We start from the raw sequence: 13,913 nt of genomic DNA, 5'->3' as shown, positions 1-13,913 counted from the left end.
GAACCCCTCTTGCGCGTCATGGCAGAAGCCCCAACAACAGAAGAAGTGAACTACTACGTAGATACGATTGCTGCTGTTGTTAAAGATGAAATCGGAATTGACTAAAGCCTAGAAAACTAGATGAAATGATAAAAATGTGGTACAATTGCATAGTAAATTGTAGCAATGGGAGAGAAAAATGAATCTTAAACGAGAACAAGAATTTGTTAGCCAGTATCACTTTGATGCTCGTAACTTTGAATGGGAAAATGAAAATGGAACCCCTGAAACTAAGGTAGATGTGAACTTTCAGTTGCTCCAACATGATCAAGAAAACCAAGTAACTTCGCTTGTTGTTATCTTGAGTTTCATGATTGTCTTTGACAAATTTGTCATCAGCGGAACGATTTCTCAAGTTAACCATGTGGAAGGTCGCATTGTTAACGAACCAAGCGAATTTAACCAAGAAGAAGTCGAAACTCTGGCACGTCCATGTTTGAACATGCTCAATCGTTTGACGTATGAAGTAACAGAAATCGCCTTGGATCTTCCAGGGATCAATTTGGAGTTTTAGTCATGAAATTAGCTGTCATTACAGATTCTTCAGCCTATTTAGAGGAGAAGACGCTGCAAAGAGAGGATCTATTTATCTTGGATATTCCTGTCAATATTGATGGGGAGGAGTATGTGGAAGGTGTCAATCTAACTGCTGAGAAATTTTATCAAAAAATGGCTCAGTCTGCAGAATTGCCTAAAACCAGTCAACCAAGTATTGCCAAATTGGATGAGATTCTAAGTTCCTTGAAAGATGAAGGCTATACCCATGTTTTGGGACTCTTTCTTTCGTCAGGAATTTCAGGCTTTTATCAGAACATCCAATACATGTTGGATGAGTATGATGGCTTGACCATTGCCTTTCCAGATACCCATATCACAAGTTCCCCTCTAGGATTTATGGTGGAGAGTGCTTTTGAATGGGCAGAACAAGGTGATGATTTTGCCCAGATTCAGGAGAAGTTGGCTATCCAAATTGCTGATAATTCAGCCTTTATCATAGTAGATGATCTCGACCACTTGGTTAAGGGAGGACGTTTGTCAAATGGGGCAGCCATCTTAGGAAATCTCCTCAGTATCAAGCCTATCCTTTACTTTAATGACCAAGGTGTGATTGAAGTTTACGAAAAAGTTCGTACGGAAAAGAAGGCAATCAAACGTTTGGTAGAAATCATCAAAGAGTCGACAAAAGATGGGAATTACCGTATCACAGTCATCCATGGCAATGCTCCTCAAAAGGCAGCGGACTTACGTCAGCTTTTGATGGAGAGTGGTGTGACTGCTGAGATTCCAATTAATACCTTTGGTAGTGTCATTGGAACCCACCTTGGAGAAGGTAGTATCGCCTTGAGCTATACACCAATCGTCTAAATTGTTCTTACAGGCTTTGTATCTTAGACAGGAGTAGAGATGAGTATTCGAGTAATTATTGCCGGTTTTAAGGGAAAGATGGGCCAAGCTGCTTGTCAGATGGTCTTGGCTGATCCAGACTTGGACTTGGTTGCAGTTTTGGATCCGTTTGAGTCTGAGTCAGAATGGCAGGGAATTCCTGTTTTCAATGATAAGACTGACTTGGCTGGTTTTGAAGCGGATGTCTGGGTGGATTTTACTACACCAGCCGTTGCCTACGAAAATACACGCTTTGCTCTTGAAAATGGCTTTGCTCCAGTAGTTGGAACAACAGGATTCACTAATGAAGAAATTGCAGAACTAAAAGCATTTTCCCGTGAACAAGATTTGGGTGGCTTGATTGCTCCTAACTTTGCCTTGGGAGCTGTCTTACTTATGCAATTTGCGGTGCAGGCTGCCAAATATTTCCCAAATGTGGAGATTATCGAGCTCCATCATGACAAGAAAAAAGATGCTCCGAGCGGAACAGCCATTAAAACGGCTGAGCTGATGGCGGAAGTGCGAGAGTCTATCCAACAAGGTGCGCCTGATGAGGAAGAATTGATTGCGGGTGCCCGTGGTGCTGACTTTGATGGCATGCGCATCCACTCAGTACGTCTACCTGGCTTGGTAGCCCATCAAGAAGTCATCTTTGGCAATCAGGGAGAAGGATTGATCCTTCGTCATGACTCCTATGATCGCAGCTCCTTCATGACAGGGGTGAATTTGGGAATCAAAGAAGTTGTCAAGCGTCATGAGCTTGTCTATGGATTAGAACACTTATTATGAGATTAACGCAAATGCCTTCTGAATTTCAGAAGGCTTTACCAGTATTAGAAAAAATTAAAGAAGCAGGCTTTGAAGCCTATTTTGTTGGGGGCTCTGTTCGAGATGCCCTTCTTAATCGCCCCATCCATGATGTGGATATCGCGACTTCTTCCTATCCAGAGGAGACCAAGCAGATTTTTCCACGAACAGCCGATATTGGAATCGAGCACGGAACTGTCTTGGTTTTAGATGGGGACGAGGAGTATGAGGTAACCACCTTTCGAACCGAAGATGTCTATGTGGACTACCGCAGACCCAGTGCGGTTTCCTTTGTACGTTCGCTAGAAGAAGACCTCAAGCGCCGTGATTTTACAGTCAACGCCTTTGCCTTGGATGAGACAGGCGAAATTATTGACTTGTTTCAGGGTTTAGAGGATTTGGAAAACCAAGTCTTGCGAGCAGTTGGAGTGGCTAGTGAACGTTTTAACGAAGATGCTTTGCGTATTATGCGTGGTTTTCGTTTTCAGGCCAGTCTTGGTTTTAAACTTGAGCAAGAAACATTTGAAGCGATGAAGACTTTGACACCACTCTTGGAGAAAATTTCTGTGGAGCGTACCTTCGTTGAGTTTGATAAGCTCTTGCTGGCACCTTTTTGGCGAGTTGGTCTGTCTTCCATGATTGAAAGTCAAGCTTATGACTATCTTCCAGATATGGCAGAAAGCCAGGACAAGCTCAACAGACTGTTTGATTTGAAGACTGATTTCACCTTTGAGTCTTCTGAACAAGCCTGGGCGGCTCTATTGTGGGCTTTGGAGATTAAAGATGCACAGCCATTTTTGAAACATTGGAAGACCTCACGCCAGTTTGCCAAGCAAGTACAGGATTTGCTGACTATTTTGACTTTGCGAGAAGAAGGAGAGCTGAGCAGGCGCGATTGTTACCGCTTTGACTTGGATTCCCTTCTACAAGCTGAAAGTCTTCGTCAGGCTCAAGGAAAAGCAGTCAACCCACAAGCCATCAAAGAAACTTACCATAGTTTGACCATTCATGATAAGAAAGAAATTCAGATTAACGGTGGAATTTTGATTAAGGAATATGGTTACCAGCCAGGACCAGACTTGGGAGAGATTTTAACAGAGATTGAGTTTGCCATTGTCGATGGAGAGTTGGAAAACGACCGTCAAGCAATCCATGCTTACCTGAGGGAGAAAAAATGAGTGATTTTATCGTTGAAAAATTAAGCAAATCCATCGGTGACAAGACCGTTTTTAAGGATATTTCTTTTATCATCCATGACTTGGACAGAATCGGTCTGATTGGTGTCAATGGGACTGGTAAGACCACTCTGTTAGATGTCCTTTCTGGTGTTTCTGGCTTTGACGGGGATGTCAGTCCCTTTTCGGCAAAGAATGACTATAAGATTGGCTACTTGACCCAGGATCCTGATTTTGATGATAGCAAGACGGTCTTGGATACGGTTCTCTCTAGCGACCTCAAGGAAATCCAGTTGATTCGTGAGTATGAGTTAATCATGCTCAACTACAGTGAGGACAAGCAGGCGCGTTTGGAACGGGTCATGGCAGAGATGGATTCTCTTCAAGCCTGGGAAATTGAAAGCCAGGTCAAGACGGTCCTCAGCAAGCTGGGTATTCAGGACTTGTCGACTCCAGTTGGTGAATTGTCAGGTGGTCTAAGAAGAAGGGTTCAGTTGGCGCAAGTTCTCCTCGGAAACCACGACCTCTTGCTTCTGGACGAGCCAACTAACCACCTGGACATTGCGACCATTGAGTGGCTGACTCTTTTTTTGAAAAATTCCAAGAAGACCGTTCTCTTTATCACACATGATCGTTATTTCCTAGACGCTTTGTCAACACGGATTTTCGAGTTGGACCGAGCAGGCTTGACCGAGTATCAGGGAAATTACCAGGACTATGTCCGCCTAAAAGCGGAACAAGATGAGCGTGACGCTGCCCTTCTCCACAAAAAGGAACAACTCTATAAGCAAGAATTAGCCTGGATGCGTAGACAACCGCAGGCCCGTGCGACCAAGCAACAGGCCCGTATCAATCGTTTCCACGATTTGAAAAAAGAAGTTTCAGGTGGCGTTGCTGATACAGACTTGACCATGAACTTTGAAACTAGTCGGATTGGGAAGAAAGTCATCGAGTTTCAGGATGTTTCCTTTGCCTATGAAAACAAGCCAATTTTGCAAGATTTTAATCTCTTAGTGCAAGCTAAAGACCGTATCGGAATTGTTGGGGATAACGGTGTAGGGAAGTCAACTCTGCTTAATCTCATCGCAGGAAGTCTTGAGCCGACTAAAGGTCAAGTTATCATCGGTGAGACGGTTCGCATTGCCTATTTCTCTCAACAAATTGAAGGTTTAGATGAAAGCAAGCGCGTTATCAATTACCTGCAGGAAGTAGCAGAAGAGGTTAAGACCAGTGGCGGTTCTACGACTTCCATCGCTGAGTTGCTGGAGCAGTTCCTCTTCCCACGTTCGACGCATGGGACCCTGATTGAGAAATTGTCTGGTGGAGAGAAAAAACGCCTTTATCTCCTCAAATTGCTTTTGGAAAAACCAAATGTTCTTCTTTTGGACGAGCCGACCAATGACCTAGACATTGCAACTTTGACAGTTTTGGAGAATTTCTTGCAGGGCTTTGCGGGTCCTGTCTTGACAGTTAGCCACGACCGTTATTTCCTGGATAAGGTAGCGACTAAGATTCTCGCCTTTGAGAATGGAAGCATCCGTACTTTCTTTGGCCATTACACTGACTACCTTGATGAAAAAGCCTTTGAAACAGAGATGTCCAATCAAGTTCAAAAGGCCGAAAAAGAGAAAGTGGTCAAAGTCCGTGAAGACAAGAAGCGTATGACCTATCAAGAAAAGCAGGAGTGGGCAAGCATTGAAGGTGATATTGAAGCCTTGGAAAATCATATCACTGCCATTGAAGAAGAAATGCAGGCAAATGGCTCTGACTTTGGCAAATTGGCGACGCTTCAGAAAGAGCTAGACGAGAAAAACGAAAAACTCCTTGAAAAATACGAACGCTATGAATATTTAAGTGAGTTGGCATGATGGAAGAAAAAATCATTAAACGTAGTCCCAAGAAAATCATTTGGAATGCCTTGTTTTGCTTGGCTTCAGTGCTTTTCTTCTTGTTGCCTCTCTCTTATCTTCATTTGTACTCTCAAAAGGGGACTAAACTTCATACGATAAGCCTGTTGTTAATACTGCTTGTCCTCTTTTGTGCTGGAGTAGTCGTTTATCAGACATACAGACTGTTAAGCTCTGATAAGGAATATTTGAAATGTACTGTCGAGGGGTTTTACTACAAACCGAATCCAAAGAAACCCAGTCATTTCTACGCTTGGGCTGATGTAGAGGAATTTTCCTTCTCTCGGATTCGAGGGAAGTATAGGGATTCTTATCGGATTGAAGTCTATTTTAAAAACAAGGAAAATGTGAAATCCCAATCCTTTCTAACACTGCTGAAGAGAAGGATTCTCACTTTTTATCCGTCAGCAGATTTAATTATCCCGATCTTTCTACTAGATGTAGGACTTCCTGAAAGAGTCTATGAGACCATGAAGTACTATGAAAGAGAATGGCGCATCGAGCAAAATCGTCAAGCAAGAAAAGAGGCAAAACAAGCTTCGAAAAGTAAATCTTCCAAACCGTCATAGTCTGTCTTTGCTTAAAGTAGAATAATCAAAAAGGCCCTATCCACTGGATAGGGTCATTATTTGTCTTCTTTTTTAGTTTCTTGGTGGAAGATGTTTTGCCAAGTCTCATGGCGACGCCAGATACTGGTGTGGACGATGCCATCTAGCTCATAGCAAATGAGCTTGGTTTTCTGACTAATGGAAGTGATTTGAATATCTTTAATAGCAGCTTTAAGTTCTTTTTCAGACTTATAAGCCTCTTTATCCATCTGCTCTCCATCTTGACGGATATAGAGAAAGTCCTCAGCAAGGAGTTCTTCTAGCTGATTTCCTTGGTCAATCAATTGCTCACGCATGAGCAGTTTTTTATAGATATTGTCCAAAATTTCGTCCTCAGGTATGGGAGCTGGCTCGATATGAACATCGGTATCAAAGACTCCAAAACGCTCTTCCAGCATGGATTCGACTTGGTCTGCGATCTCGTGACTTTCATAGACAGATAGGTCAGGATTCATTTCCAGGGTGATATCAAGGTAGATATTGCTACCGTAGGTACGCCCTCTTTGGGACTTGACCTTACTAATCTTTGGAATCTCCATGATGGCCTTTTGGTAGTCCTCTAGCAAACGGTCGTCAAAACCATCTGAAAGACTGAAGGAAGACTCGATAAAGATATCATAGGCTGTCTTTAAGATAAAGAAAGTGATGATAATAGCGACCAATTTATCCACGATTGGATAATTGAAACTGCTGGCTAGGATAGCAATGGAAGTCCCAAGCGAGGTGACAGCATCGGAAAGATTGTCCTTAGCAGCTGCCTTGAGAGCCTTGGATTTGGATTTCTTACTGAGGCGTGTGTTATAGAGATAAACAGCAAACATGACCGCTGCTGAAATGATTCCTAGAATCGCTCCCAGGGGATCAATGGGTGTTTGTTCCCGACTGAGGATTTTCTGAATGGTGTCCCGAAGCACATCAAAACCAACATAGAACATGATGATGGAAGTAATCAAGCTAGCCAAATCTTCAATCTTCCAGTGACCAAAGCGATGGTCACGGTCTGCAGGCTGGCGCGCCATCCGAATTCCAATCAAGAGGGCAACATTTCCAATGATGTCCGAGACGTTGTTAAAACCATCTGCCACCAAACTGGAGGAATGCAGGAGGTGACCAGTTGCCAATTTTGCCGCAGACAAGAGGAGGTAGGTTGAAATACTGATAATGGCTCCACGTTCTGCCAATTTGAGATTTGACATGGATTGGTTCATCGGGCTTCCTTTCTAGTCATATAGTATTCTACCATTATACTGGTTTTCAAGGGAAAATTCAAATTTAGTCTTGTTTCATCGGATTTTAATTCTTGAAAACTTTTCAAAATTTGATATAATAGTACTACTCAAGGGAGTAGCTGGCAGAAACCTGTGATAGTGTCGTCATTCCGAATTTTATACTGAAAAGTATTCTTTCCGGCGCTATCTTAAACAGCGAGACTTGTTATGATTAACAGGTCTCTTTTTGTTTGTCATAAAACTAAAAGAGAACTTGTTTTGCACACAAAGTCAAGGAGGAGACATATGTCAAAAGAACAAAAACGCCAAGCGTTTTATACTCAAAGTCCCGAAGAAGTCTTGAAGTCGGTTGAAGCAACTGAGCAAGGCCTTTCGTCAAGCGAAGCGCAGAAACGCCTAGCTGAATATGGGCGCAATGAACTGGAAGAGGGTGAGAAAAAATCACTCCTAGTCAAGTTTATCGAGCAATTTAAGGATTTGATGATTATTATTTTGGTGGCTGCAGCCATCTTGTCTGTCATAACTTCTGGTGGGGAAGATATTGCAGATGCCATCATTATTCTAGCCGTTGTTATCATCAACGCAGCCTTTGGTGTTTACCAAGAAGGGAAAGCAGAAGAAGCCATCGAAGCCCTCAAGTCGATGTCGAGTCCTGCTGCGCGCGTTCTTCGTGATGGGCATATGGCTGAGATTGATTCCAAAGAATTGGTACCAGGAGATATCGTTGCCCTTGAAGCAGGTGACGTGGTACCAGCGGATCTACGTTTGCTAGAAGCTAATTCTCTTAAAATCGAAGAAGCAGCCCTAACAGGTGAGTCTGTTCCAGTCGAAAAAGACTTGACCGTCGAGCTCTCTGGAGATGCTGGTATTGGTGACCGTGTCAATATGGCCTTCCAAAACTCAAACGTGACTTATGGTCGTGGTCTTGGTGTTGTTGTCAATACAGGTATGTACACAGAAGTTGGTCATATCGCTGGCATGCTCCAAGATGCGGATGAGACGGATACACCACTCAAACAAAACTTGAATAACCTTTCTAAGGTCTTGACCTATGCAATTTTGGTCATTGCCCTTGTTACTTTTGTAGTCGGAGTCTTCATTCAAGGTAAAAATCCACTTGGTGAGTTGATGACCTCTGTTGCGCTTGCTGTTGCAGCCATCCCAGAAGGACTTCCTGCTATCGTGACCATCGTTCTTGCCCTTGGTACTCAAGTTTTGGCAAAACGAAATTCTATCGTTCGTAAGTTGCCAGCAGTAGAAACACTTGGTTCCACTGAGATCATCGCTTCCGATAAGACTGGTACGCTTACCATGAACAAGATGACAGTCGAAAAAGTCTTCTATGATTCAGTCCTACATGATTCAGCTGATGATATTGAACTAGGTCTTGAAATGCCTCTTCTTCGTTCTGTTGTTTTGGCTAATGATACTAAGATCGATGCAGAAGGAAACCTGATCGGGGATCCAACCGAAACAGCCTTCATCCAGTATGCCTTGGACAAGGGCTATGATGTTAAAGGATTTTTAGAGAAATATCCTCGTGTGGCTGAATTGCCGTTTGACTCAGATCGTAAGCTCATGTCAACAGTTCACCCATTACCAGATGGTAAATTCCTCGTGGCAGTCAAAGGGGCTCCAGATCAACTCTTGAAACGTTGTGTTGCTCGCGATAAAGCTGGAGATGTTGCACAGATTGATGAGAAAGTCACTGAATTAATCCATACAAACAACTCGGAAATGGCTCACCAAGCCTTGCGTGTCCTTGCAGGTGCTTATAAGATTATCGATAGTATTCCAGAAAATCTTACTTCTGAAGAGCTTGAAAACAACTTGATCTTTACTGGTTTGATTGGGATGATTGACCCTGAACGTGCCGAAGCAGCAGAAGCTGTTCGTGTCGCTAAGGAAGCGGGAATCCGTCCAATCATGATTACGGGTGACCACCAAGACACAGCAGAAGCTATTGCCAAACGTTTGGGAATTATCGACGAAAATGACTCGGAAGACCATGTTTTGACTGGTGCTGAGCTTAACGAACTTTCAGATGAAGAATTTGAAAAAGTCGTTGGTCAATACTCTGTTTATGCGCGTGTATCTCCAGAACACAAGGTTCGTATCGTGAAAGCTTGGCAAAACCAAGGTAAGGTCGTTGCTATGACAGGTGACGGTGTTAATGATGCGCCCGCTCTGAAAACAGCCGACATTGGTATCGGTATGGGAATCACTGGTACTGAGGTTTCTAAGGGTGCATCTGACATGATCCTTGCAGATGATAACTTTGCGACTATCATCGTCGCAGTTGAAGAAGGACGTAAGGTCTTCTCAAACATTCAAAAGACTATTCAGTACCTACTTTCTGCCAATACGGCTGAAGTATTAACCATCTTCTTATCAACCTTGTTTGGTTGGGATGTCTTACAGCCAGTTCATCTCTTGTGGATTAACTTGGTAACCGATACCTTCCCAGCCATCGCCCTTGGTGTTGAACCAGCTGAGCCAGGTGTTATGACCCACAAACCACGTGGACGCAAATCAAGCTTCTTCTCAGGTGGGGTCATGAGTTCCATTATCTATCAAGGTGTACTCCAAGGGGCTCTCGTCTTGACTGTTTATGGCCTTGCTCTTGCCTATCCAGTCCATGTAGGAGACAATCAAGCCATTCATGCGGATGCCCTCACCATGGCTTTTGCAACGCTTGGTTTGATTCAGCTCTTCCATGCCTACAATGTAAAGTCTGTTTACCAATCCATCTTGACAGTCGGACCATTCAAGTCTAAGACCTTCAACTGGTCTATCTTGGTATCCTTCATCCTCTTGATGGCAACAATCGTTGTAGAACCGCTTGAAGGTATCTTCCACGTAACCAAACTAGACTTGTCACAATGGGCCATTGTTCTAGCTGGAAGCTTCTCAATGATACTTATCGTCGAAATCGTCAAGTTTGTTCAACGTAAACTTGGTCTTGATAAGAACGCGATTTAAAAAGAAAGTCATCTTCGGATGGCTTTTTTTGCATTTGAGGAGAATGGTTAGAAGTTATCCTCTTTTGTGCTATAATAAAGTAAAGTAGCAAGGAGTGAAAGAGAATGGAAAAGAAAATTGTCCGAGATGTCTTATTCTTGTCGCAGGTCTCGAAACCTGCAAGTCAGGAAGACCTTTATCTAGCTAGAGATTTGCAGGATACCCTGCTGGCCAATCGCGAGACCTGTGTTGGTCTAGCGGCCAATATGATTGGCGTGCAGAAGCGCGTGATTATCTTTAATCTTGGCTTGGTTCCCATGGTCATGTTTAACCCCATTCTCCTTTCCTACAAAGGACCTTACGAGACAGAGGAAGGTTGTTTGTCCTTGACTGGGGTGCGACCAACAACTCGTTATGAAACGATTACAGTTTCCTATCGTGATAACAAGTGGCAGGAGCAGACTATTACACTGACAGGTTTTCCAGCTCAGATCTGCCAACATGAACTGGATCATTTGAAAGGACGGATTATTTAGGAGGAACTCAGATGAAACGTATACTCTTTGAAATTGTTTTTATCGCAACGACCTGGTATATCTTTTTACCACCCTTCAATCTTACCAGTTGGGAATTCATCTTCTTTCTCTGTGGGCATTTGGTGGTGATGGGGATTTTGTTTAGTTTCCGCAAGGATACCAATCTCCTCAAAACTGTTCATGTACGCCATGGCAAGGCTACCAAAGATCTCAATCTAGAAGGATTCCTTTTTACCAAACTTAGTAGAGGATTGTTTCTGACTGCAGGTATCATGTTTGCCCTTGCTGGTCTGGTAAGCCTAGTAACCTCTAGCTTTTTCCAAGCAAAAAATTATGCTAATGTGGTGTCTATCACAGAAAAAGATTTTAAAGATTTTCCTAAGAGTGATACCAGTAAGGTTCCAATCCTAGATCGGAGCACTGCAGAAAAGATTGGTGACCGTTACCTGGGTTCTTTGACGGATAAGGTATCTCAGTACGTAGCAGCAGATACTTATACCCAGCTGACGGTTGATGGCAAACCCTATCGGGTGACTCCTTTGGAATATGCCGACCCGATCAAATGGTTTAATAATCAGTCCAAGGGAATTGGCGAGTATATCAAAGTTGATATGGTGACAGGAAATGCGGAATTAGTGGATTTAAAAACGCCAATGAAGTATTCAGACTCTGAGTATTTTAACCGAGACGTCAAACGTCATCTTCGGATCAAGTACCCAACCAAGATTTTTAAAACGCCATCCTTTGAGGTGGATGATGCAGGCAATCCTTTCTATGTAGCAACCGTTTATCAAAAACAGTTTGGTCTAGGAGTGCCTCGTCCTTCGTCTGTTATTATCTTAGACGCCACCAATGGAGAAACCAAGGAATACAGCTTGGATGAAGTACCAGAATGGGTGGATCGTGTCTATCCAGCAGAAGAAACCATCGAGCAAATCAACTACAACGGCAAGTATAAAGACGGCTTTTGGAATGCCTTGATTTCTAAGAAAAATGTTACCCAAACGACCGAGGGCTATAACTATCTTTCTATCGGAAATGACATTTATCTCTACACGGGGGTGACTTCAGCAAATGCTGACGAAAGTAATCTAGGATTTATCCTTGAAAATATGCGCACTGGTGAAATCACCAAGTACAATCTAGCTTCAGCAACCGAAGAATCTGCCCGTGCTTCCGCAGAAGGAGCAGTGCAAGAGAAGGCCTACAAGGCTACCTTCCCTATCCTTGTTAATCTCAATGACAAACCGCTCTATATCATGGGCTTGAAGGACAATGCAGGATTGGTCAAGGAGTATGCATTGGTCGATGCCGTGGAGTACCAAAACGTTATCGTAGCAACTACAGTAGAGGAACTCCTCAGCAAGTATGCCAATAAAAACGACCTCGAGCTGGATAATGAAACGGTAGAAAGTATCAAGGGAGTGATTTCAGACCTTAAATCAGCTGTCATCAAGGGGGATACCGTCTACTTCTTTAAAGTTGATGGCAAGATTTATAAGGTCAAGGCTTCAGTGTCAGACGACCTTCCTTACCTTGAAAATGGTCAATCTTTTGAAGGTCAAGTTGGAAAAGATAATTATCTCAAAACCTTTAAAGTACAATAATACTCTTCGAAAATCTCTTCAAACTACGTCAGCGTCGCCTTGCCGTACTCAAGTACTGCCTGCGACTAGATTCCTAGTTTGCTCTTTGATTTTCATTGAGTATAAAAATAGGTTTTCTCAGTTCAAGGAGAAAAAAGATAAATTCTTATCTATCTTAACAAGCTTAGCTGGCACAGCCCTTGTTCTCGTGGCTATCTGGTTAGGATGGCCAAAATAAACAGAGAAACCTCGGTGTGAATCGAGGTTTTTAAGATGAAATTCTTGGTCGTGATTGAAAAATATGCTACACTAACAATATGAAAATTTTAATCCCAACAGCAAAAGAAATGAACACAGACCATCCCCGTACCGAAGCGCTCCCCTTGAGGGAAGAAAGTCAGGCAGTCCTTGACTCACTGGCGCATTACTCAGCTAGTGAATTAGAGACTTTTTATAAGGTATCTGCCGAGAAAGCAGAAGAAGAGTACGGCCATATTCAAGCTTTAAAAGTTCACAGGGCTAAACATTATCCAGCCTTGAAACTTTTCGATGGTCTCATGTATCGTCACATCAAACGAAATGGGTTAACCGAGGCTGAACAAACCTATCTTGAAAATTATGTCCTGATTACCTCGGCTTTATACGGTGTTGTCCCTGCCTTATCTCCCATGGCTCCACACCGTTTGGACTTTTTGATGAAATTAAAAGTAGCTGGTAAAACCCTAAAGACTCATTGGAAGTCAGCCTACGATGAGGCCCTACAGGATGAGAACTTGATATTCTCACTCCTATCATCAGAGTTTGAAACCGTATTTTCGAAGGAAATTAGAGAAAAGATGGTGACTTTTAAATTTATGGAGGATAAGGCAGGTCAGTTGAAAATCCATTCAACCATTTCAAAAAAAGCGCGCGGGGCCTTTTTGACCGCCTTGATAGAAGGACAAGTTCAAACAGTTGAGCAAACTCGTAAGCTCCGCTTCGCCGGCTTTGAATACCAACCTGATTTATCAAGTGACTTAGAACTCGTCTTTGTGAAACAAGCATAAAACCAGCTCGAATGAGCTGGTTTTTGCTGGATTAGTTGATGGCTGCAAGAAGGTTGTCAGCTTGTTTTTCAAGTGATGAAGCAGTTGCTTCTTCTAACACCAATTTTCCGTCTGCCCAAGCAGAGTCATTGACACGAGCGGCAGTAAAGTCACCAACGACTTGTGTGCGGATAAATGGCAAGAGGTCTTTATAAATCGCAAAGAGTTGTTCGTGACCGGCATTGGCTACAGATGAGACAGTAACAAACTTGTCTTGGAGGGCAGAAGCACCACGTGTATCAGACAAATCAATGGCACGAGAGAGCCAGTCAAGCAAGTTTTTCACTGTTCCAGGGATAGAGAAGTTGTAGACTGGAGAGAAGATCCAGATGGCATCCGCAGCAAGGACTGCTTCACGAGCAGCAGCTACAGCTGGATGAGTTGGAACTTCCAAATCTTGGCTGAAGAGAGGAACAGCTGAGTAATCAAGATAGCTAACTTCTGCTTTTCCAGAAAGTGCTTTTTCAGCTTCGAGGGCCATTTGGTGGTTGAAAGAACCTTGGCGAAGTGAACCGACTATAAATAATACTTTTTTAGACATGATATGTCTCCTTCAGTTTAAAATTCAAAGAGCGAACTCTTTTGTTACCATCTATG

13 protein-coding genes are annotated in these 13,913 nt (G+C 43.0%); 11 read left to right on the top strand and 2 right to left on the bottom strand.

Annotated features, from left to right (window positions below; all coding sequences use genetic code 11):
- Positions 1-178: 178 nt before the first annotated feature.
- The 6 genes from SORDD25_RS02770 to SORDD25_RS02745 are packed head-to-tail and all read left to right on the top strand — an operon-like array spanning position 179 to position 5,880.
- Positions 179-553 carry a DUF1149 family protein gene (locus tag SORDD25_RS02770; RefSeq protein WP_061852541.1) on the top strand — a complete coding sequence of 125 codons (375 nt, stop codon included), beginning with the start codon at positions 179-181 and terminating at the stop codon, positions 551-553.
- Between the two features lie 2 nt (positions 554-555).
- On the top strand, positions 556-1,404 hold the full coding sequence (locus SORDD25_RS02765) for a DegV family protein (RefSeq protein WP_061852540.1): 849 nt from the start codon (positions 556-558) through the stop codon (positions 1,402-1,404).
- Between the two features lie 39 nt (positions 1,405-1,443).
- On the top strand, positions 1,444-2,211 hold the full coding sequence (dapB, locus tag SORDD25_RS02760; protein WP_061852539.1) for a 4-hydroxy-tetrahydrodipicolinate reductase: 768 nt from the start codon (positions 1,444-1,446) through the stop codon (positions 2,209-2,211).
- Positions 2,208-3,407 (top strand): CCA tRNA nucleotidyltransferase, encoded by a 1,200-nt coding sequence (locus SORDD25_RS02755; RefSeq protein ID WP_081103634.1) that lies wholly within the window; start codon positions 2,208-2,210, stop codon positions 3,405-3,407. The genes dapB and SORDD25_RS02755 overlap by 4 nt, the downstream gene beginning before the upstream one ends.
- Positions 3,404-5,272 (top strand): ABC-F family ATP-binding cassette domain-containing protein, encoded by a 1,869-nt coding sequence (locus SORDD25_RS02750; protein WP_061852537.1) that lies wholly within the window; start codon positions 3,404-3,406, stop codon positions 5,270-5,272. The genes SORDD25_RS02755 and SORDD25_RS02750 overlap by 4 nt, the downstream gene beginning before the upstream one ends.
- Positions 5,269-5,880, top strand: coding sequence for a hypothetical protein (locus SORDD25_RS02745; RefSeq protein ID WP_061852536.1), 612 nt, complete (start codon positions 5,269-5,271; stop codon positions 5,878-5,880). The genes SORDD25_RS02750 and SORDD25_RS02745 overlap by 4 nt, the downstream gene beginning before the upstream one ends.
- 56 nt (positions 5,881-5,936) lie before the next feature.
- Here the strand turns inward: SORDD25_RS02745 and mntE are convergent, their stop codons facing one another.
- Entirely contained in the window at positions 5,937-7,127 is a 1,191-nt protein-coding gene (gene mntE / locus SORDD25_RS02740) for a CDF family manganese efflux transporter MntE (RefSeq protein ID WP_061852535.1), read from the bottom strand.
- A gap of 306 nt (positions 7,128-7,433) precedes the next feature.
- Between mntE and SORDD25_RS02735 the strand changes: the two genes are divergently transcribed.
- The 5 genes from SORDD25_RS02735 to yaaA all read left to right on the top strand — a co-directional run bounded on the left by SORDD25_RS02735 (position 7,434) and on the right by yaaA (position 13,277).
- The gene (locus tag SORDD25_RS02735; RefSeq protein ID WP_061852534.1) at positions 7,434-10,130 is read left to right on the top strand and encodes a cation-translocating P-type ATPase; all 2,697 of its coding nucleotides are present in this window, start codon (positions 7,434-7,436) and stop codon (positions 10,128-10,130) included.
- Between the two features lie 104 nt (positions 10,131-10,234).
- Positions 10,235-10,645, top strand: coding sequence for a peptide deformylase (locus tag SORDD25_RS02730; RefSeq protein ID WP_061852533.1), 411 nt, complete (start codon positions 10,235-10,237; stop codon positions 10,643-10,645).
- An 11-nt stretch (positions 10,646-10,656) separates the two neighbouring features.
- On the top strand, positions 10,657-12,252 hold the full coding sequence (locus SORDD25_RS02725; RefSeq protein WP_061852532.1) for a hypothetical protein: 1,596 nt from the start codon (positions 10,657-10,659) through the stop codon (positions 12,250-12,252).
- Positions 12,253-12,337: 85 nt separating this feature from the next.
- The gene (locus SORDD25_RS09040) at positions 12,338-12,469 is read left to right on the top strand and encodes a DUF3953 domain-containing protein (RefSeq protein WP_002874755.1); all 132 of its coding nucleotides are present in this window, start codon (positions 12,338-12,340) and stop codon (positions 12,467-12,469) included.
- A 79-nt stretch (positions 12,470-12,548) separates the two neighbouring features.
- The gene (gene yaaA / locus SORDD25_RS02715; protein ID WP_061852530.1) at positions 12,549-13,277 is read left to right on the top strand and encodes a peroxide stress protein YaaA; all 729 of its coding nucleotides are present in this window, start codon (positions 12,549-12,551) and stop codon (positions 13,275-13,277) included.
- Between the two features lie 31 nt (positions 13,278-13,308).
- Here yaaA and SORDD25_RS02710 read toward each other — a convergent pair whose 3' ends face one another.
- Entirely contained in the window at positions 13,309-13,857 is a 549-nt protein-coding gene (locus SORDD25_RS02710; RefSeq protein WP_061852529.1) for an NAD(P)H-dependent oxidoreductase, read from the bottom strand.
- Positions 13,858-13,913: the final 56 nt, after the last annotated feature.

The organism is Streptococcus oralis (assembly GCF_001579525.1).
In the GTDB taxonomy this organism is placed as follows: Bacteria; Bacillota; Bacilli; order Lactobacillales; family Streptococcaceae; genus Streptococcus; species Streptococcus oralis_M.
This window is presented reverse-complemented; position numbering and strand designations above follow the sequence as displayed.